Here is a 19,546-nt window from a genome sequence, read left to right as displayed (position 1 = left end):
CGTTGCCGCATGCACGCGAGCCTGTGCGTGTGCGCGCTCATCCCGCACCCCCGGCTGGAGACGCGCACGCGCCTTTTGCTCGTCATCCATCGCCTCGAGGACCGCAAGACCACCAACACCGGGCGGCTGGCCGCCGAATGCCTCACGAACAGCGCGGTGGTCGTGCGAGGCCACGCCTCGCAGCCGGATCCCTCGATCGCGTGGGATCCGAGCTCGCAGCCGGTCCTCCTCTTTCCCCACGAGGGCGCGGTGCCGCTCACGCACTTCGTCCACCGCGACGTGACCCTCATCGTACCCGACGGCACCTGGCGGCAGGCATCGAAGGTGCGCCAGCGCGTCCCCGGCCTCGCCGCCATTCCATGCGCGACCCTCCCGCCCGACGCGCCGTCGGTCTACCGCCTTCGAAGCGAGGCGCACGAGCAGGGGCTCGCCACCCTCGAGGCCATCGCGCGCGCGTTCGGCATCCTCGAGGGCCTGCACGTGCGCCACGCCATGGAACGCGTGTTTCGCGCCATGGTCGAGCGCACGTTGTGGGCGCGCGGCAGCATGGAAACGGAGGACGTGGCCGACGGGATCCCCTCCGGGGTCATGCGGCACGATCCCCGGAGCGGCGAGCCGCGGATACCGGCGTAGCCGCAGCGCTCGGCGGCGCGATGCCCACGCGCGCCACCACGGCCGCGAGCGCGAGCAGCACGGCGGAGATCAGGGAGGCTTCCCGGAGCCCGGAGACGATGCGCGCGCCGCCGCCGTGGACGAGTGAGCCGAAGACGGCGACCCCCATGGCCGCACCCGCTTGGCGCGCGGCGTTGAGCACGGCGGACGCGGTGCCGGACCATTGCCGATCGACGCTGGCCAACGTGGCCGTGGTCATCGCAGGCACGCCCAGCCCCATGCCGGCAGGGATGAGCACGAAGGCGGGGAGCATCGCGGCGTAGCTGCTGCCCGCGTCGAGCCGGGACAGGAGCCAATACCCCACCGAGCCCATGGCGCCGCCGAGCACCATCGGCAGCCGCGACCCAAAATGCGCGACCAGGCGGCCGCTGAGGAGGTTCGAGACGAAGAAGCCCCCCGTGAGCGGCAAGAACGCGACACCCGCCTGCACCGCGCTGTAGCCGCGCGCTTGCTGCAAATACAGGCTGAGCAAGAAGATCGTGCCGTAGTACGTCACATTGCACATCACGCCAAAGACCACGGCGGGGCTAAAGTTGGGCGCACGAAAGAAGCGCAGCGGCAGCATCGGATCGCGCGTGTGCGACTCGGTCCACACGAAGGCGGCGCCGCCGAGCGCGGCCAGGATCAAGCCGCCGAAGACCACGGGATGCGCAGGTCCCAACGGGCGCCACTCGATCACTGCGCCGGTCAGCGCGGCGAGCGCCACCACCGCCAGCACCTGCCCCGCCGGATCCAGCCCCCGCCGCTGCGAGCTCGCCGGCGCCGACGGCACGTGCTTGGCCGTAAGCCACATGCCGAGCGCGCACAGCGGCAAGTTGACCATGAAGATGCTGCGCCACCCAAAGGCCGCCAAAAGAAGGCTGCCGACCACGGGACCGGCGGCGATGGAGATGGCGCCTGCGGCGGTCCATTGTCCCACCGAGCGGGCGCGCAACCGAGGATCATGCCCGGTGGCGTGGTTCAGCAACGCCAGCGAGTTGGGCACCAAGAGCGCGGCCCCCGCACCTTGCGCAACGCGCGCCGCCACCAAGGTACCCGGACCTGGGGCGAGCCCGCACGCGGCCGAGGCCGCGGCAAAGAGCAGAAAGCCCGCTTGGTACGCGCGCTTCGAGCCATAGCGATCCCCGAGCGCGCCCGAAGAGAGCAGCAACGCGGCAAACGCAAGGGTGTACCCATCCACCACCCACTGCAACGCCGTCACCCCGGAGCCGAGCTCCAAGGCGATGCTGGGCAGCGCCACATTCACGATGGTGACATCCAGCTGCGCCACCACGAAGCTGAAACTGGTTGCAACGACGATCCAAGTTACGGCGCGCTGGTTCGTGCTCACACCGCAAAGCTAGGGTCGATTCGCCGCCGAACGTTTCGACCCATGTCGAAGTGTTCCCTTGCACCAAACATGGCCGAGACCGTACCTGGCCGAGATCGTTATCGACCGCCCACTGGATGCTGCGACGAACGCCGCACACCAACCGCAAACCCAGGGTCGATCTACCGCCGAACGTGTCGACCGTGTCGAAGCGTTCCCTTGCACCAAAACATGGCCGAGACCCTACCTAGCCGAGACCGTTATCGACGCCGCTGGATGTCGCCACGAATGCCGCACACCAACGTAGCCGAGACCGTTATCGATACCGCCGAGGGCGCCGAGCAGTTGCCACCCCGCGCGGGCCACCGCGCCACCATGAGCCCCACACCAGGTGGAACCGTGTAGGTTGCGCGCGGCGTACCACTGCAATCTGCGAGAAGCCATCGCAAAGAACGCCGCAGCACCGAGGGCCGCCGCTCGAAACGAAGCTCACGAGCCTTGCCGATTCTTCGACTTTGCGTTGCACTCGTCGCCGCATGAACTCGAATGCCGCCACGTCCACCGTCTCCGACGCCTCTTCGAACCAGCTCGGACGCCAGGATTTGAAAACGTTGCTGCTCTCGGCGCTGGGCGGCGCGCTCGAGTATTACGATTTCGTCATTTTCGTGTTCTTCACGAAGACGCTCGGCCAGCTGTTCTTCCCCAAGGATATGCCGGATTGGGTAGCGCAGCTGCAGGTCTATGGGATCTTCGCCGCCGGATATTTGGTGCGGCCCATCGGCGGCATCATCATGGCGCACTTCGGCGATCGCACCGGCCGAAAGCGCATGTTCACGTTGAGCGTGTTCATGATGGCCCTCCCCACCTTGGCCATCGGCTTCTTGCCGGTGTACGCGCAGGTTGGTGTGCTGGCGCCGATCCTGCTCCTTTTGCTGCGCGTGGTGCAGGGCATCGCCATCGGCGGCGAGGTGCCGGGCGCATGGACCTTCGTGGCCGAACACTCACCGCCCGGCCGGGTCGGCTTTGCGTGCGCGAGCCTGTCGTCGGGCCTCACCGTGGGCATCCTCATTGGCTCGCTCATCGCCGCGTGGATCAACAAGCAATTCGAAGCGCAGGTCGTGCTCGCATATGCCTGGCGCATTCCGTTCTTGATCGGCGGCGTGTTCGGCTTTTTTGCCGTGTACCTGCGGCGCTGGCTCAGCGAGACCCCCGTGTTCGTGGCCATGCGCGAGAACAAGCAGCTGGTGCGCGAGCTGCCGCTCAAGCAGGTCCTCCGCCATCACCTCCACGGCGTGGTGCTGTGCATGCTGGTCACCTGGCTTTTGACGGCCACCATCGTGGTCGTGATCCTCATGACCCCCACCTTGGTGCAGCAAAAATTCCACATCGCCGCGCCCCGCGCCTTTCTCGGCAATAGCCTCGCGGCATTTGCCCTTTGCGTGAGCACCCTCGGCGGCGGCCTCTTGGTCGACTGGCTGGGACGCGGCCGCGCGCTGGCCATCGGCTCGTTGGGCGCGCTGCTCAGTACGTATGCATTGTACATCGATCTGGTCCAAGGCGGAGAGAACTTCCTGGTGCTGTACACCCTGGCCGGCGCCTTCGTGGGCGTGGTCGGCGTGATCCCGGCCGTGATGGTGGCGGCCTTTCCGCCCGAGGTGCGCTACTCGGGGTTGTCGTTTTCGTACAATGTCGCCTATGCCATTCTGGGCGCCACCACCCCGCCGCTGATTGGTTATTTGGCCGTGCGGCTCGGGGGCATGGCGCCCGCGCATTACGTGATGGCGTCGGCGGTGGTGAGCTTGCTCGTCGCGGTCTACCTCATGACGACCAAGCGCACCTTCTACGAGCGTTGAGACGGCGCGCGCCTCGGTCGAGGATCGGCCGCCGCGGGCCGGGCTCCCAGGTGCCGGAAGTGATCCCGGTAGCGGCGCGGTGAGACCTGGAGGGTGCGAAGAAAGGCCACCCGCATCAACTCGGCGCTGGAGTAACCGCAGGCCGCCGCGATCTCCTCCGTGCTTCGATGGGTCCGCTCGAGCAAACGGCGCGCGGCCTCCAGGCGGAGCTGCTCGACGTAACGCGCGGGCGTAATGCCCACGTCGCGGCGGAATACGCGCGCGAAATTGCGAGGGCTCATGGCCATGCGCGCCGCGAGCTTCTCCACGGAGAGATCCAGCTCGAGGTGCTCGGCCATCCACACTTGCAGCTCGCGGAGCGGGCGGTTCTCCACCGCCTGGGCCGCGAGGGTCACGCTGAACTGCGCCTGTCCGCCCGGGCGGCGCAAAAAGAGCACGAGCGCCCGCGCCACCTTCAACGCGATCTCGCCGCCGAGATCGTCCTCCACCAGCTCCATCGCCAAATCCATCCCCGCGCTCACCCCTGCCGAGGTGTAGATATTGCCATCGCGCGTAAAGATGGGATCGGGCTCGACCCGAACCTTTGGATAACGCGCCGCCAGCGCGGAGGCGCGCTGCCAATGCGTGGACGCGCAGCGCCCGTCCAAGAGCCCCGCCTCGGCGAGCACGAACGCGCCGCTGCAAATGGACCCCAGCCTCCGAACGCGCGGCGCCATGGTTCGAAGCCAGCGCAGCACCTCGGCATCGCGGCACGACTCCGCGCCGGAGCCGCCGGCCACCAGCAGCGTATCGATCTTGCCGCGGAGATCGCGAAAGTGCCCGTGCGCCAGCATGGAGACGCCGGCCTCGCCCTGCATGAGCCCTTCGCGATCGCTGACCACCCGAATGTCGTAAGCCGGCTCGCGACCGAGGAAGCGGCGGGCGGCGCTGAACACGGACAACGGGCCGATGAGATCCAGCTCCTCGATGGGCGGGAGGGCCAAAAAGACGATGCGGCGCGTCTTGGCAGGAATCATGGGGTACTTGTCGTAGCAGACAATACGGCGGCACGTCATGCTCGCGCTCACGAGGAGACGAACCATGACCACGACTCAATCCGCCGTACGAAGCCTCCCCCGCTTACCCAAGGAGCTCGCAGGAGTGCGCATTCCAGATAGCCGCCTTGCCGTCGAGGCCACCGAGCTTGTGTGGGAGTGCTCCGAGGAGCTGCTCTTCAACCACTGTGTTCGAACGTATGTCTTTGGCGGGCTCGCCGCGCAAAAGCTCGGTATCGCGCACGACGTGGAGCTCTTTTACGTGGCGGCCATGCTCCACGATTTGGGGCTCACGGCGCGCTTTACCGGACCCGAGCGGTTCGAGGTCGACGGCGCGAATGCGGCGCGCGCCTTCCTCCTCGAGCGCGGCGCCTCGGAGCGAACGGCGGCGCTCATTTGGGACGCCATTGCCTTGCACACCAGCGTCGGCATTGCACATTTGAAAGAACCCGAGGTGGCCCTCGTCCACCTGGGCGCGGGGCTCGATGTGGTGGGCTCCCCCGGCAATCCGGCCACGGTCACCGTCCGCGACTTCCCGGAAAAGACGATGTCCGACATTCTCGAAACCCTGCCGCGCCTGGGGCTCATCAAAGGCCTGCCCGCACTTTTCGCAAAGATTCTCGAGAAAAAACCGCACACGGCGTACTTCAATATGATGGCCGACGTGGCCAGGAAACACGTCCCCGGCTTCCACGAGCCGACACTCACCGAGGTCATGGCCGCGAGCGGCTACGCCGACTGAGGTGCGCAAAAGTCTTTGCAGCCCCTGAGCGTACCGGCAAGACGCGCCGCGGGCGCCACCGGAGGAGGTTCGGGCCCTCCGGAAAAAAAATCGTCCGGGCATGTCGATCCGGACCGTCCTCGTTCGACATACGGGTGGAGGCGGCGAAGGACCTCGGTCTCGACCGGGCCGGCGCCGCTCCCACGGACGGATTGGGAGGAGAGATCGCCATGCACTGCGTCATCAAGCTCTGGAACAATGATAAGAACGAGGCTGGCGTTCATTCGCATGCAGGGCTGGTCGCCGCGAGCATGAAGCGGGGCGGGGATGACCTGAGCAGGTCGGCCGTGCGGGATGTCGCCGCCGGATTGCCCCCGAGCGCAAAAGGCGTCCAGACCTTGGGCCCCAAGCGCTGCGCGGCCGCGTTCGTTTTCGCCTTTACATGATGATGCGCAATGACAAAACCGCCCCGCGGACCATTCTTACCCCCCCACCGAACCGACCTATCGCCAAATCAATGTCGATTTGAGGTCACCGGAAAGACTGGACACCAAAGCGTCCACCTTCCATGACCCGAGTACAACCCAAGTACAACCGGTCGATTGGCTATCTTGACCCGCCGCGTTTTTTTCGTTATCGAACAAACCAAAGCACCAAACCGGGAACATACGTGTCGTCGGGGACGGGCGATTGGACTTGCCAGCGCGGCGCGCCCCCGAATCATATGTAAAGTACGCCAGCTTCTGTCGTCGGAGGAGCCGAAATCGTTCGGAATGACGACGACTCCCTTCAGCGTGCGAAATACGTGGTCGCGCGCTTCTGGCCCTTCTTGGAAATGCGCTTCTTGCGGAGCGCCTCGGCGAGCGGGCGGGGGAGCTCTTTGCGGTCGATGCCGAGCTGCTCGCGAATTTCCTCGGCGCGAAGGCCGCCCTTGTTCTCTTTGAGCACCGCGACGACCTTTTCGACCGCCTCGTTGATCTCGTCTTCGGAGCGCCGCGGCAGACGGCCACCGCGCTTGCGGGCCGGGGCCGGGGTGCTTACAGCTTCACGGCGCACTGCATTGGCTTTCGGGGCGCGCCCTCCTCCTCCGCCTCCTCCTTTTCCTTCGCCGAGAATCTCTTCGAGCGAGGCGCCGCGGATTGCGCCCAAAACGCTCGTAGCAAAATCGTGAGCAAGTTGATCAATCGTCTTTCGTAGATTCATAGTGCCGCGAAAGTACACGGTGTTTTGCACGAGTCAAGCACGTGAGTGCACGAAAGTGGCTCCGCAGTGAAGATATTCCGTTCGCCACCTTTCATTCGTGCAATACAAGCCCCGTTTTTCGAGGCGGATAAGACTTTTCTGCGCGGGTAATTCGATATCGGTCCTCTGCTGGCGTTCTTCGGACCTTCGTGTGACCTTCTTCTCAATCGGCGTGAGCGCGCGCGCCGGGGAGGTCCATCTCCCACGACGCACACCGGACGTGCTCGTCCGTGGTGTGATCGTGTATGCAGATGGGCACGCTCGGATTGCTCATCGGTAGCATGACCATCCGGATGATTTCGCAGTGCGTGATCGGCGAGATCACCGTCACCCGATCCGGCGCGACATGATCGATTCGATCAGGAGCGGCGAAAACGACTCTTACTGCACCGGAATGCTCCTTGCGTAGGCTCCCCCGCCGTTCGCGCCGGCCAAACCAACCGCATAGTGCTGTCGCCTGAGCAGCCTATGGCGTCGACGGGAATAGGCATAACGGGACGCGTCCCATAGCCCACTGTGAGGAAACCCATGTCCAAAATCCGATTGATCCTCTCGGCAGCAACCATGGCCCTGGCCACGATGGCCGCTGGGTGTTCCGCACCCGCAAGCGAAGAAGTCATGTCCTCGAGCGATGAAGTGGTGGACGGCACCTTGGCCGTCGGGCGAGGCGCGCCATACCTGTATATGGGCTGGGGTAACCCTCCGAGCGCCTCCACGGTGATGAGCGCCAGCGGCATCAAGTGGTTTACGATGGCCTTCATTCTCTCCTCGGGCGGCTGCAACCCGGCCTGGGATGGCTCGCGGCCGCTCACGGGGAGCGTCGACGCCACCACCATCACGCAGATTCGTAATGCGGGCGGCGATATCGTACCGTCGATCGGGGGCTGGAGCGGCAACAAGCTCGGCCCCAATTGCTCGACCCCCGCCGCGCTGGCAGGCGCGTACCAAAAGGTAATCAACGCCTACAAGCTGAAGGCCATCGACATCGACATCGAGAACACGGACGAGTTCGAGAACTACACCGTACAGGACCGGATCCTGAACGCGCTGAAAATCGTCAAGCAGAACAACCCCGGTATCTCGACCATCCTCACCTTCGGTACGTCGAAGACGGGACCGACCGCGCCGGGCAACCGGTTGATCGAGCAGGCCAAGGCCCTCGGCGCCAACATCGACATCTTCACGATCATGCCCTTCGATTTCGGCGGTACGAACATGTACACCGACACGGTGAACGCCTCCGAAGGCCTCAAGAACAAGCTGAAGTCGACGTTCGGCTGGTCGGACGCCACCGCCTATGCCCACATGGGCATCTCCGGCATGAATGGTCTTTCGGATCAGCGGGAGACGACCTCATTGCAAACCTGGACTCAGATTCGGGATTGGGCGAAGGGCAAGGGGCTGGTGCGGTTGGCATTCTGGGCCGTCAATCGCGATCGCGGCTGCCCCGGCGGTGGTGTGGTATCCCACTGCAGCGGAATCGACCAAGCCAACTGGGCATTCACCAAGGTCACCGCGGGCTTCTGAGCGCGCTCGACCGTAAGGACGCGCGGCCAATCTTGGCCATTGCGCCGCGCGTTCCGGCGCACCCGATCCATGGCGACGGCGGCGCCTTACTCGCGCGTGAGCATGAGGCGGGCGCCAAATCCAATCATCACGGCGCCCGTCACCCGAGCAATCCAGCGCTCCGCGCGCCCGTAGATCCGCTGAACCCGATGGTGCGAGAACAAGAGGGCGACCGCCCCGTACCAGAGGAGGCCATTGACGATCACGATGCCGATCGAGCTTCCCTTCACCCAGATCGGCATATCGGGCTTGAGAAACAGCGCGAAAATGCTCCCAAAGTAGACGATGGTTTTTGGATTCGTCAATGTGGTCAGCGCGCCCCGAAGAAACCCCGACACGAGCGATCCCCGGGACGCCGCCGCCGTTTGGGAGGAGCCGCCGGCCGCCGAGGGACGGGCGGTATTGCCATCCACGCCTTCACCCTTCTTGCGCCAAGCGCTGATCCCCAGATAAATAAGATAAGCTCCTCCGAAAATTTTCATCGCGCCATACAGCCACGGCACGAGCACGAAGAGCGCCGATAGGCCGAGCGCCACCGCCACGCACCAAACGAAGTTCCCAGCCACGATCCCGAGCACCACGGCCGCAGCGCGACGCCCGCCTCGAAGCATGGCGGTTTCCATGACCACGATGAAGTTGGGCCCGGGGCTAACCACCGCGAGCAGGTCGACGGCCAGCAGCGTCAAGAGGAGCGAGACGTAATTCATGTGCGGAGCACCTTTGAAACGGGCCATAGGGCCCCGCCGCGAGGTCGTCCAGGGACCTACGTGCCCCGAAACATGCACCGAGCGCCATGTCGCGGACGTTCGCATGCCATGGCTGCGTCCGCGAGCCGGCTCTCGAGCTCGCACGCCTCGAACGCGCGAAGCGACCGCCCGGCGATCGGGAGATTCAACCGCCGGGAGCCCGCGCGCGAAACGACAGATCGTTGTGTTTTGTGTGATGGGGTGGACGCATCTCCCAAGCACGCTGAATCCGAAACACCAACAACCAAAGACTCGCCCTCGGCGAGCGATCGCTCTGGCGACCCGAACGCGCTGGCGATTTCCGCTCTCCCACCGAGGCGATCGCGAACGAGGACCGTCCTCGACGGGCGAAGACGGTTACGCGGTGAACGCGCACGGGTTGAGCTGGCAGCCTATCTCGCGGCGTGTTCTAAATGTTCCGGACGGCGTCGCGGATGCTGCCGGTGTAGCGCGGATCGTCGAGCCGGTGCCAGCCTTCGGAGATGACGCGATGAGCTTCTTCGGGCGAGCTCACGTCCACGGTGACGTCGTCGTGCGGCGACTTTTGGCGGGCGACGCGGGCGGCTTGCAGACGCTGCACGGTGTCGTCGGAAACGTGAGCACAGAGGACCACGCCGTTCAGACGCGCGTGCCCGATCTCGTCGGCCATGAGCTGAGCCACGGGTAGCGACACGGTTTTCATGCCGCGCATGTCGGCGATGATCATGTGCTTGCGACCGCGAAAGAAGTTCGTCGATTTCGTACGAAAGAGCTTTATCCACGTCCGCATTTCCGCTTCGGAAAACATCCCCGTCATGCGGACATGGACGGTGCGGCGCTCAACCTCCACGTGAAGTTCGTATTCGGCCATCGTTGTTCCCCGGGCAGCGGCGGCCATGTAGCCGGCGGCGTCAAGCCAAACGTACACGAAACTCGAACATATATTCTCACTCGATCGTCGGAAGTCGTTTGAAAAAATTTCGCCCCGCGTCCGCAACGTCCCCGAGACATCGGCGAGGTACACATGCCAAGGTGGCGAATGGCGAAAGCTCGGGGGCTTGGTATTCTTTTCGCAGATGCCTTGCGGGGCTTGCGAGGCTTGCGGGGCCTGGGGGGCTTCTCGAGGGGCTTGGGGGTCTTGGGAGCCTCGAGGGCCTTGGAGGCTGCCGATGTCGCGATGGGAGTTGCGATCGCGGTGGGCGCGGCGGGGTTGCTCGTAGGGCTGGGGTGCGAAGGGGCAGAACCAGACACGCCGGACGCGGACACGGAATTTCGGGACGAGCCAGCCGCTCTGTCGTTGCGCTCTCCCGCGGCGGCCGCCGACGGCCCGCGTAACGTTGGGTTGGGACTTTATTTCGTCAATGGTGTTCACAATGCGGACTTCGATCCCACCAGGCCGCAAATGCTGCACCTCACCGACGGGCCGCAGCGTTTTCTGCAAGAGCTTTACATCGTGTCGCGCGCACCCACGACCCCGGAGCGCGGGCTCGACCCGGTCATGACCACCGGCGACCTTGCAGCACTCGATTGGCGCGGCGTTCACCCGGACGGCGAAGACTGGCGGCGGGACTCCGACGGTGTCCACTGGACGCACCAAGTGTACTTTCGCGGTGCGCGATGGATGGACGAGGGCAGCGTGCTGGCCATCATTCCACGCGACCATCGCGGCGACATCGCAGGCACCCCCCTCTACTTGAACGCCGGTCGAGACGACATCTGGAGAAGCACCGACGACGCCTTCGAGCGCCGGTTCGTCGCGCGGGTCATCACCACCGGCTGCAAGGCGAAGTACGATTGCTCCAACCACGACGCCAGCTCTGTCGCGGAAGGGCTGGTTCAATTACGGGGTGCCCTGTCGCCTCATAATATATTTCGAATCCCAAAACACTGCAGCGAACTTGTCGTGGCGTGGAGCGCCGATATCGCCCACGGCATCGTGCGGCGTGTCCCGGTGGTACACCATGCGCCAGGCCGAATTGGATACGGACTTCGGGTGATCCTAGAGGAGATGACATCTCCGGCCCGCGGCTACTACCTACCGAACGAACATATCGGCATCCGGGTGAGGTACACCGATGCGAACGGGACACCCCTCTTTTCCCCGGGATCGCTTCCAACGTACGGCGATGCGTACCTTCGCAAGCGCAACGCGCAAGGTCTGCGCTACCTCTCGTTCAGTGATGTTCCAATTCTCTATTGGGCGCACAAATCGCTACAGGCTGATATGGAAATAAGCTTCGCAGGTCCACTGGACCGAATGACTCGCGTCGGCACGACATCCATCACCCCGGAGTCCCTGATGCTCCAGCAGATCCCGGCGGCCGACGTGGAGCACGATGGGTACAGCGCCTTCGTCCAGATCGTTCCGTCAACGAAAATCGTTTTCCCATGTCTGTTGGCATTGCAAGGCGCGCCAGGCGGTGACCCCTCCAAGTGCTCGGCCCCCGTGTCCGACGAGATTGGGTTCGACGTGCCGGCAGATGCACTTTCAGGCACCTACACGCTTCAGCTCAAGGCGCGCCGCGAATGGCAAGGCGAGCCCGTGCATGCCGCGCAATCCATTCGCGTCCAAGTCGGCACGCCCGAGGTAACGCGATTTGCGCCATTCCCCATTCCCGGGGTGGATTCCCAATGCCGCAAATGCCACACGGACCGCGCGGCCATCCCCGTGGTTGGACATGGTTTTCCAGGCCTCCACGCCGTGGGCCCCGAGTGCCTTTCCTGCCATACCAGCGGTTACTATTTCGAGCCCGACGCGGATATCGTCACACGTTTGCAACGGATGCACGCGCTAACCCACCGTCTCGGACCACCGCAGTAATGCACGCGCAACTTATGCCGCTCGCGTACCGAACTTAGTTGCAGAGAGGCCGCGAGGTCGAGCGAGAGACAGACAGACAGAGAACACTGCGAAAACAGCGAGACCCCGCTAACCGTTAGTCGTCTAACGCGCAGAGGCCGGATGCGCGCGGATGCGTGAAATCCGCTCCCAAATTTAATTTGAATACTTTGGTTGTCGGACGTTCAATCACGCGCTACGGCTTCGCTGGGGGGCTCTCACTTTGGGGGCGGAGATGCGAAGGTCACCGTGGAGTTGCGATCATATCATGCGTTCGGTAGCGAGCAGTTTGCGCGCGTTTGGCAGGCCGTCCACCGACGTGGGCTTCCAGATGCCGCGCGCCGCGTTTTCGCCCACTTTATAGCGGAAGATGTAGAGATAACATCGTGGCCATCATTCATTGGCGACGATCACACCCCGTACGAATTTTCTCTTCTACTTGGAGGTACGGAGCCCGAAGTTCGTTTAATGGCGGAGATATTGCCATGTCGAAATAACATCGAACTAGTGGACACGATTACGTCCGGACGCAAAGTCCTCTCGAATCTTGCGAAGGATTTCGACATCGAACTTTCTCGCTTCGACGCGATTTCGGATCTGTTCCTTCCCGATGATGCACGTGGCGCGTTTGCGCTATGGCTGGCCGCCACCTTCGATCCGGCGGGCACACCGCATTTCAAGCTTTATTTCAATCCGTGCATTCAAGGCGCGGAGCGTTCTCCACAGCTCGTGGAGGAGATGTTCCGCCGCCTTGGATTCCCCGGTGCATGGGACTCCGTGTGCCGCGCGCGCTGGGACGATTTGCGTTTCGTTTCGCTCGACTTGAATCGATCGGAGTCGGCGCGCATCAAAGTCTACAGCTTTTACCACCATGCCACCGTCGACGATCTGGTGCGCGCCGCCAAGGTGGCGCCTGGCGCCGATTTGCATCGCGTCGCCGCGTTTTGCCGCACCATCGCCGGGGGCGACAATTTGGCGGGGGCGCGCGCGCCCGCGGCGTGCTTCGCTTTCGCGGGTGGTGAAGCGTTACCGAGGACCGTCACCATCCACGTTCCCGTGCGCGTTCTGGTGAAGAACGACGCCGAGGCGCACCCGCGTGTTCTTCGGGCCATCGCCGAAACGGGGATCGACGCCGATCCGTACGAGCGGGCGCTCCATGCGCTCTCGGAGGGCCCGCTCGAAGCGAGCCGAGGAAGAATCGCGTGGGCGGGCATTCGCACCGGCGGAGCGAGCCCCCGCATCAACGTCTACTTGGCGCCGCGCATCGTGGCGGACTACGGGCCCGCGTCGAAGGCGGGGCACTCGAGCGGGCGGATCGAGCTCACGCCGGAGGCCATCGTCCGCCGCAGTGAGCAGGAGCCGATCACGGCGCACCCGCTCCTCCAGCGCATCGCGCACGAACCGCTCGACATGGACCTCCTCACCCTCGTCATGTACAACGTGGGCGAGGCCATCCCACGCGACTTCGCGCGCCGGCTCGCGAGCATCACCGCGCGCGTGGAGGAGGACGCCATTCGGTCCGTCCTGGCCAAACAACTCAACGACGAGATGGGCAATGGGGATCCCAAACGCGCCCACAAGCTGCTATTCGAAGAGTTCTTGATCGGGCTCGCGCCATGGGTGCGCAATGGAACGCCGGATTGGCACGGACCGGACGCGCGCTGGCTCGAACCGGGGCGCGTCCTGGGGAAGGTACAAGAGGAGCTGTTCGTCCGGCGCGATCCGTACGAGGGGCTGGGCGCGGCGCTGGTGATGGAGGTGTATGGGAAGCACTTCGACACGTTCATCAACGCGCAGCTGCGGAGAAAGAGGGAGTCGCTCTCCAAATCCGTGCTCGAGTGGCTGAATTTGCACGAAGAGCTCGAGGTCGAGCACGTGGACGAGTCCTATGTGCTCGCCCGGCAAATCCCTAACGGTCCGAAGTCGCGCTCCGCCGTTCGTGGCGCCGAGGAGGCGGCGCGCGCGGCGTGGGCCTTCTTGGACGCCGTTCAGCGCATCGCATGATGCGCGCCCGCGCTATCGATGCGCCACCACCAGGTCGCGCGGCGCCATTCGATGCACGCGCACGGATGAAAAACCCGCCGCCGCAAGCTCGGCCCGGAGCTCGCTCTCGGTGAGCTGATCGCCCCGCATGGCGACCAGCATCACCAGCGACAACATGGCCGGCTTCGGCGGCCCGCGGCGATCGTCGTCGAGCAAGGTCTCGCTGACCAGGAGACGCCCGCCGGGGCGCAGGGCGTCGTACGCGCGCCGGAGAATGATGGCGCGCTCGCTCGACGTCCAGTCCGCCAATATGGCGGATAGAAGCACCGCGTCGGCGTCGCGCACGGGGCACTCGTCCAGGAGATCGCCGGGCGCGACGGTGTGCCGTTCGGAGAACCCGGCGGCGGCCGATCGCGCTCGGGCGAACGAGCATGCGGCCGCTACGTCGAAGCCCTCGATCCGGACGAGGGGAAGCGCACCGAGCAGCTCGCGCGCCACCTGTCCGCCGCCGCCGCCAAGGTCGACCAAGGATCGCACCGCCGAGAGATCGACGGTGCGCACGATGGCATCGCCGACCCCGCGGCTCGCATGATCCATGGCGGCAAGAAAGGTCGCATATTCATCGGGGTGGCGCGCGAGCTCGGCGTACGGCGCCTCGGCGGGCGGCGCGCTCGCAAAGCGCCACGCGGCGTGCTGCGGTTTTCCCGAGCGCACCCCCTCCGCGAGCCGTGAGAGCAGCGGCGCGACATGCCGATGGTGATGACGGAGCACCGCCGCGATGGAGGCGTCCCCCTGCTCGCCGAGCACCGCGCGCAGCGGCGCGGGCGCGAGAAAGCGATTGCCCTCGCGGTGCAAGAGCCCCATGCCGGCGAGGACGCGGCACAGTCGCGCGAGGCCATCGGCGGTGGCCCCCGTTCGCTGGGCCAGCTCCTCCACCGTGCACGGCTCCGCGAGCGCATCGATCAACCCCAGCTCCACGGCCGCAAAGAGGACCGACGCGGCCATGTATCCGGTCGCCGTCTCCTCGAGGAGCGAGGTCAAGGCCGTTTCGGCGGCCGTCATGATCGGTGCTCCGCGAGCGCATCGACGACCCGATCGCACTCCTCCTCGGTCGCGCACACATGGGGCCCGACGCGAAGCCCCGCGCCGGGGCGATGGTCGATGTCGATGCCCTGCTGCTCGAGCGCGCCCATGATGCGCTCGGCATCCGCGTCTGGAACTCGAAAGCACACCATGCCGCCGCGCTTCTCCGGCTCGCGGGGGGTGCGAAGGGATAAACCGCGCGCGACGGCGCGATGAATCATTCGCTCCGTGAGCGCGAGGCTCCTCGCACGAATGCGGTCGATACCCGCCTCCAGCACCCAACGAATCCCAGCGCGCGACGTATAAATGGGCTCCATCGCGGGCATCCCCTGCTGGAATTTCGTGGCCGCCTTTGCGGCCTCGAAGCGCTCGGAGAAGCCGAGCAAGTCGCGGTGCGCGAGCCACCCCGGGTAAATCGGCTCGAGCTTGGCCGACAGCGCGGGTGCGACATATCCAAACGCCAGGCCCGTTCCACCGCCGCCGACCCATTTGTAGTAGCCGCCGACGAGGACATCGGCGCCGAGCTCCTCGACCCGCACGGGCACGATGCCCACCGCCTGGAAGACATCGAGCACCACCAAGGCCCCCGCGCGATGCGCCGCGTCGACGATGGGCCGCGCATCGAGCAACGCGCCCGTTCGCGGCGACACCAGCGAGAGCGCCACCACCCGGACCCGCTCGTCGATGGCGTCGAGGAATGGCTGCGACTCTCCATGCGCCTCGTCATTGGACGCGACCTCGACGACCTCGAAGCCCCGCTTCGCCTGGGCGTGCCACAAATACCGGCTCGAGTGAAAATCGCCCGAGGCCACCAGGACGCGTTTTCGTCCGGGCTCGGGCTCGATGGCCGCGGCGATGCTTGCCTGGGCAGCCGTCGCGCTGTCGCGCAAAAAAATCGAGCCGGCCGGCGCCTCCACCAGGCGTTCGCCGAGGGTGTGCATCTCCTCGAAGCGCGCCACCCACTCCGAGAGCACACGCGCGCGCAGCGCCAAGCTTCGCTCGTAGGCGCGCACGTCCTCGAGCATCGCCCGCGGAAAGGCGCCCAGACACTGCGATGCAAAATACGTTCGCTCGAGCAAGGTCGGGAACTCGCGGCGCCCGCCCACGAAATCGATGATCACGGCCTCATGCTGTCACGGTCGATTGGGGGAGGCCAGGAGTCGAGGGGCGGAAGGCGTGTCGGGCGCCTCGATCGCGCTACCGAAAAAAAACGCCACCGGTGGCGCAACCTGGCGCGCCAGTTTGCGTCATGAGGCAGGCACCCGTGATGCGCCGCATTTCGACGCGGCGACAACGGCACTTTTCCATCCACTGGAGGCTTCATGAAAAAGATCGTCTTTGCCTTTGTCACATTGCTCGCTCCTCTCATGGCATGTTCCGCGGAGACGGCCAGCGAGGCTCCCGGCAGCGACGAGGTCGTTGCACCCCAGGAAGGCGACACGCAGAATCAGTCCATCGACGTCGAGGCCGCGGCTTCGTGCGGCATCGTCAACCTCGAATACTGCCGCGATCCGCGCTTTCCATCGCAGATCACCGCGAGCTGCTACCCCCAGCGCCGATGCTCGTGTGCGGCTGAAATCGACATCTGCAAGAGCCTCGTGCGCGAATACTGCGGCAAGGTCGAGAACATCGTCGTACGCAACTGCGACCGGCCGTAGCGCGAAGTGCCGCCCCTCCAGGACGGGCGATGGTCCACGCGTCGCTCGGTCTTCGGAGGACGCTTCGAGGCGCGTTTGTCCTGATTGGGCGGCCGCTTTTACGTCCACGTGCAAAGGCCGATGAGTAACAATGGTCGCATGGACCATCGCTTCATGATTTTTCTGAGCGCCGCCCTCGTTTTGGCCCTCGTTCCCGGACCTGGAATTCTTTATGTTCTGGCACGCACGTTGGCCGGGGGAAGGCGCGAAGGAATTTCGTCGACCTTGGGTACCGCCGTGGGGGGGATGGTTCATGTCGTCGCCGCCGCGTTTGGCGTGTCGGCGATATTGGCGCGCTCGGCGGTGGCATTTCATACGGTGAAGTACATGGGCGCCGCGTACCTCGTGTACGTGGGGCTTCGAACCATGTTCGCGCGCGACGTGGAGCAGGCGGCCGCCGCGGCCACCGAGTCGGCCGGCCCGGCGCGCGGATCGGTGGGGCATGGGCGGGCCTTCGGGCAAGGGATCGTCACCGAGGTGCTCAATCCAAAGATGGCGCTCTTCTTCTTGTCGTTCATTCCGCAATTCGTGGACACGAGCCGCCCGTTCGTCTTTACGCAATTCATCTCGCTGGGCGCGATTTCGGTCGCCCTCAATTCGCTCTCCGATCTCACCGTGGTCTTGCTCGCGGGGTGGCTCGGCCCTCGCCTGATGGCATCGGCGCAGCGCCGGCGGCAGCAGCGCATCGCCTCGGGCGGCGTCATGGTCGCGCTGGGAGCCTATGCGGCGGTGGCGGACGGCCCGACATCCCGACCTTGACGACGACCGCGCAGGGTCGCAGGTGCGAGCCATGCTCTCCATTGCGATGCTGCGCACGCGCGTCGTCTTTCCGCTTGCGGCGCTGTTGCCGATTGCGTGCTCCAATACGTATGAGGCAGATGAACCTACGGGTCGGCCGAGCGCGAATGCCCTTCGCGCCACGAACGACGGCGAAGGGTGCAGCCGCACCCTCGACTCCGATGCACAGCTGCGACGTGCCATCGACGACGCCTTTGCCTTTGCGGCCATGCGGCTGCGCGAGACCGTGCGCGCGTTGATGGCCGCGTATCCTGCGGATTACGCGACATACTATCCAACGCACACCTTCATCAGCGGTCCCCAAGTCGGGCAGTGGGACTTTCGCCCGGCCTCCAGGCCGCAAATTTCGAGCCGCGTTCAGGATTGGCGCAGCGGCTTTTTTCCGGGTGCGCTCTGGCTCGTGCACCATGAACATCCGCGCGCGCGGGACCTGCTGGAATTCGCCCGCGCCTGGACCGCGGGCATCGAAGCGATCAAAGACGTACCGATCGATCACGACATCGGCTTCCGCTTTCGCTCGAGCTTTGGGCAAGCCCTTCGCCTGACCCGCCCCGCCGACGATCCCAGCGGCGGCTACCGTGCCCATGCGCGCGAGGTGTTGCTCGAGGCGGCGAGGACCCTCGATACGCGCTTCGACCAAGGCGGTATTCCGGTGGGCGCGATTCGCGCGGAGGACGATTATCCGCCGGCGGGGCCTTATCCCGTTTACGTCGATTCGATGATGAACGTGCCGCTCCTCTTCGAGGCCGCCCAGCTCCGCGGCCGGCGCTCGGCCGAGGCACGGCGGTGGTACGAGCACGGTGTGACGCACGCCACCACGGTGATGCGCGACAATGTCCGAGACGACGGGAGCACGTACCACATCGCGCGCTACCGCGATGGCACCTTTGGCACACCGCCCGATGGGCGCCTTTACGACAAGATATCCGACCAGGGTTACGGCAACGAGACCACCTGGTCGCGCGGTCAAGCGTGGGCCATCTACGGGTTTGCGCTCGTTCATCGGTTCACGCGGCACGATCCGCGCGCCGAGACGGCGCGTTTTCTGCGCACGGCCGAGAGGGCGGCCGATTACTTCCTCGCGCACCTGCCCGCCAACGACGCCGATCCGTTCAACCACCGGGAGGGCGATTTCGTCCCGCCCAGCGACTTCGATGCATCGCGGGGCGAACCTCCGGGCCCGTACAACGACGCCAACGGCGACCACGTCTACGGCGATCGCAAGCCGCCCACGCGCGCGTTCACGGAGCGCGACTCGTCCGCCGCCGCCATCGCCGCGCGCGGGCTGCTCGAGCTGAGCGAGCTCGCACGCGAGCCGTCGAAGCGGGAGCGCTACCGCCGCGGTGCGCGCGACATTCTAAGGTCCTTGCTCACCTTTCGCGGGCCCGACGGGAACCTGCTTTACCTCGCCAAAGACCCTTCGCCCCACCGCGGGCTGCTCGCCAACGGGTCGGTGGCTTGGGGAAGCGGCACCAATTCGCTCATCTACGGCGACTACTACCTGCTCGAGGCGATGAGCCGGTACCGCGCCGCCGCCGCCGCCGCCGCCGCCCATCATTGCGATTGCGATTGCGAGCGCGAGGGTGAACGCGACGACAACGGCGACGACCCGCCGTGACCGGGGTCACGGGATGCCGTCACCGATGACGGTGTTCCATTGCCGCACGCGCCACGCGCGCACGACGCCGTTCGTCACATACGGGTCGAGTTTGGCGAACGACTCGGCGGCCTCCGGCGAGGCTCCGCGAAAGACGAGCAACGCACCGTCGGCCGGATCGGTCAGCGCACCCGCGAGGACCAGCTCACCCCGCCCGTACGCCGCACGAACCAAGGCGAGGTGCGCCTCCCGGTACGGTGCTCGTTTCGTCACGTAATCGTCCACGACGTCGTAGAACAGAACGAAGTGCATCCTTTGGTCTCCTCGCTTCACCGATGGATGACACTGTTAATCATTTATTTGACTTCGTCAACAAACTCCATTTGTACACCTTGCACACCGATGGCCCGCCCATGCGATGGCACCC

The 19,546-nt window shown here is 65.1% G+C and carries 18 protein-coding genes; 10 read left to right on the top strand and 8 right to left on the bottom strand.

The features are described 5' to 3' along the window. Positions 1–9 precede the first annotated feature (9 nt). Positions 10–633 carry a DTW domain-containing protein gene (locus LZC94_45790; protein ID WXB15120.1) on the top strand — a complete coding sequence of 208 codons (624 nt, stop codon included), beginning with the start codon at positions 10–12 and terminating at the stop codon, positions 631–633. Here the strand turns inward: LZC94_45790 and LZC94_45785 are convergent. Further along, entirely contained in the window at positions 587–2,002 is a 1,416-nt protein-coding gene (locus tag LZC94_45785; GenBank protein ID WXB15119.1) for an MFS transporter, read from the bottom strand. The genes LZC94_45790 and LZC94_45785 overlap by 47 nt on opposite strands. A gap of 515 nt (positions 2,003–2,517) precedes the next feature. Between LZC94_45785 and LZC94_45780 the strand changes: the two genes are divergently transcribed. Continuing rightward, entirely contained in the window at positions 2,518–3,834 is a 1,317-nt protein-coding gene (locus LZC94_45780; protein ID WXB15118.1) for an MFS transporter, read from the top strand. Here the strand turns inward: LZC94_45780 and LZC94_45775 are convergent. Then, on the bottom strand, positions 3,822–4,850 hold the full coding sequence (locus tag LZC94_45775) for a GlxA family transcriptional regulator (protein WXB15117.1): 1,029 nt from the start codon (positions 4,848–4,850) through the stop codon (positions 3,822–3,824). The two genes, LZC94_45780 and LZC94_45775, sit on opposite strands and share 13 nt — an antisense overlap. A 64-nt stretch (positions 4,851–4,914) precedes the next feature. Here LZC94_45775 and LZC94_45770 point away from each other — a divergent pair, with 64 nt between their 5' ends. Next, positions 4,915–5,610, top strand: coding sequence for an HD domain-containing protein (locus LZC94_45770; protein ID WXB15116.1), 696 nt, complete (start codon positions 4,915–4,917; stop codon positions 5,608–5,610). A 209-nt stretch (positions 5,611–5,819) separates the two neighbouring features. After that, complete coding sequence (locus LZC94_45765; protein ID WXB15115.1) at positions 5,820–6,035, top strand: hypothetical protein; 216 nt, start codon at positions 5,820–5,822, stop codon at positions 6,033–6,035. Positions 6,036–6,378: 343 nt separating this feature from the next. On the opposite strand, the gene LZC94_45760 is transcribed toward LZC94_45765, so the two are convergent. Continuing rightward, positions 6,379–6,792, bottom strand: a complete 414-nt coding sequence (locus tag LZC94_45760) for a hypothetical protein (protein ID WXB15114.1) — start codon at positions 6,790–6,792, stop codon at positions 6,379–6,381. A 567-nt stretch (positions 6,793–7,359) separates the two neighbouring features. On the opposite strand from LZC94_45760, the gene LZC94_45755 reads away from it, so the two are divergent. Further along, complete coding sequence (locus LZC94_45755; GenBank protein ID WXB15113.1) at positions 7,360–8,358, top strand: chitinase; 999 nt, start codon at positions 7,360–7,362, stop codon at positions 8,356–8,358. Positions 8,359–8,444: 86 nt separating this feature from the next. Here the strand turns inward: LZC94_45755 and LZC94_45750 are convergent, their stop codons facing one another. Beyond that, entirely contained in the window at positions 8,445–9,104 is a 660-nt protein-coding gene (locus tag LZC94_45750; protein WXB15112.1) for a LysE family transporter, read from the bottom strand. Positions 9,105–9,552: 448 nt separating this feature from the next. Continuing rightward, positions 9,553–10,020: a hypothetical protein gene (locus LZC94_45745; protein WXB15111.1), complete on the bottom strand. Its 468-nt coding sequence runs from the start codon at positions 10,018–10,020 to the stop codon at positions 9,553–9,555. Positions 10,021–10,299: 279 nt separating this feature from the next. Between LZC94_45745 and LZC94_45740 the strand changes: the two genes are divergently transcribed. Together LZC94_45740 and LZC94_45735 are read left to right on the top strand one after the other, a co-directional pair. Then, a complete protein-coding gene (locus LZC94_45740) occupies positions 10,300–11,943 on the top strand; it encodes a hypothetical protein (GenBank protein ID WXB15110.1) in 1,644 nt (547 codons plus the stop codon). Positions 11,944–12,210: 267 nt separating this feature from the next. Further along, the gene (locus tag LZC94_45735) at positions 12,211–13,965 is read left to right on the top strand and encodes an iron-containing redox enzyme family protein (protein WXB15109.1); all 1,755 of its coding nucleotides are present in this window, start codon (positions 12,211–12,213) and stop codon (positions 13,963–13,965) included. Positions 13,966–13,977: 12 nt separating this feature from the next. Here LZC94_45735 and LZC94_45730 read toward each other — a convergent pair whose 3' ends face one another. After that, complete coding sequence (locus LZC94_45730; GenBank protein ID WXB15108.1) at positions 13,978–15,006, bottom strand: acetylserotonin O-methyltransferase; 1,029 nt, start codon at positions 15,004–15,006, stop codon at positions 13,978–13,980. Next, positions 15,003–16,148 carry an aminotransferase class V-fold PLP-dependent enzyme gene (locus tag LZC94_45725; protein WXB15107.1) on the bottom strand — a complete coding sequence of 382 codons (1,146 nt, stop codon included), beginning with the start codon at positions 16,146–16,148 and terminating at the stop codon, positions 15,003–15,005. Before LZC94_45725 ends, LZC94_45730 begins: the two co-directional genes overlap by 4 nt. 201 nt (positions 16,149–16,349) lie before the next feature. Here LZC94_45725 and LZC94_45720 point away from each other — a divergent pair, with 201 nt between their 5' ends. From LZC94_45720 to LZC94_45710, 3 genes are all read left to right on the top strand, one after another. Continuing rightward, positions 16,350–16,685 carry a hypothetical protein gene (locus LZC94_45720; GenBank protein ID WXB15106.1) on the top strand — a complete coding sequence of 112 codons (336 nt, stop codon included), beginning with the start codon at positions 16,350–16,352 and terminating at the stop codon, positions 16,683–16,685. A gap of 138 nt (positions 16,686–16,823) precedes the next feature. After that, entirely contained in the window at positions 16,824–17,483 is a 660-nt protein-coding gene (locus LZC94_45715) for a LysE family translocator (GenBank protein WXB15105.1), read from the top strand. A 31-nt stretch (positions 17,484–17,514) separates the two neighbouring features. Next, positions 17,515–19,140 (top strand): glycoside hydrolase family 88 protein, encoded by a 1,626-nt coding sequence (locus LZC94_45710; protein ID WXB15104.1) that lies wholly within the window; start codon positions 17,515–17,517, stop codon positions 19,138–19,140. Positions 19,141–19,146: 6 nt separating this feature from the next. Here LZC94_45710 and LZC94_45705 read toward each other — a convergent pair whose 3' ends face one another. Then, the gene (locus tag LZC94_45705; GenBank protein WXB15103.1) at positions 19,147–19,431 is read right to left on the bottom strand and encodes a YciI family protein; all 285 of its coding nucleotides are present in this window, start codon (positions 19,429–19,431) and stop codon (positions 19,147–19,149) included. Positions 19,432–19,546: the final 115 nt, after the last annotated feature.

The organism is Sorangiineae bacterium MSr11954, from assembly GCA_037157815.1.
GTDB lineage: Bacteria > Myxococcota_A > Polyangia > Polyangiales > Polyangiaceae > Pendulispora > Pendulispora albinea.
This window is presented reverse-complemented; position numbering and strand designations above follow the sequence as displayed.

Excerpts from the sequence above, each read along its gene's own strand:
- LZC94_45740 (WXB15110.1), top strand. The coding sequence starts at position 10,300 with ATGGGAGTTGCGATCGCGGTGGGCGCGGCGGGGTTGCTCGTAGGGCTG.
- LZC94_45760 (WXB15114.1), bottom strand. The coding sequence starts at position 6,792 with ATGAATCTACGAAAGACGATTGATCAACTTGCTCACGATTTTGCTACG.
- LZC94_45715 (WXB15105.1), top strand. The coding sequence starts at position 16,824 with ATGGACCATCGCTTCATGATTTTTCTGAGCGCCGCCCTCGTTTTGGCC.
- LZC94_45790 (WXB15120.1), top strand. The coding sequence starts at position 10 with ATGCACGCGAGCCTGTGCGTGTGCGCGCTCATCCCGCACCCCCGGCTG.
- LZC94_45770 (WXB15116.1), top strand. The coding sequence starts at position 4,915 with ATGACCACGACTCAATCCGCCGTACGAAGCCTCCCCCGCTTACCCAAG.
- LZC94_45710 (WXB15104.1), top strand. The coding sequence starts at position 17,515 with ATGCTCTCCATTGCGATGCTGCGCACGCGCGTCGTCTTTCCGCTTGCG.
- LZC94_45755 (WXB15113.1), top strand. The coding sequence starts at position 7,360 with ATGTCCAAAATCCGATTGATCCTCTCGGCAGCAACCATGGCCCTGGCC.
- LZC94_45730 (WXB15108.1), bottom strand. The coding sequence starts at position 15,006 with ATGACGGCCGCCGAAACGGCCTTGACCTCGCTCCTCGAGGAGACGGCG.
- LZC94_45775 (WXB15117.1), bottom strand. The coding sequence starts at position 4,850 with ATGATTCCTGCCAAGACGCGCCGCATCGTCTTTTTGGCCCTCCCGCCC.
- LZC94_45750 (WXB15112.1), bottom strand. The coding sequence starts at position 9,104 with ATGAATTACGTCTCGCTCCTCTTGACGCTGCTGGCCGTCGACCTGCTC.
- LZC94_45720 (WXB15106.1), top strand. The coding sequence starts at position 16,350 with ATGAAAAAGATCGTCTTTGCCTTTGTCACATTGCTCGCTCCTCTCATG.
- LZC94_45765 (WXB15115.1), top strand. The coding sequence starts at position 5,820 with ATGCACTGCGTCATCAAGCTCTGGAACAATGATAAGAACGAGGCTGGC.
- LZC94_45745 (WXB15111.1), bottom strand. The coding sequence starts at position 10,020 with ATGGCCGCCGCTGCCCGGGGAACAACGATGGCCGAATACGAACTTCAC.
- LZC94_45780 (WXB15118.1), top strand. The coding sequence starts at position 2,518 with ATGAACTCGAATGCCGCCACGTCCACCGTCTCCGACGCCTCTTCGAAC.
- LZC94_45705 (WXB15103.1), bottom strand. The coding sequence starts at position 19,431 with ATGCACTTCGTTCTGTTCTACGACGTCGTGGACGATTACGTGACGAAA.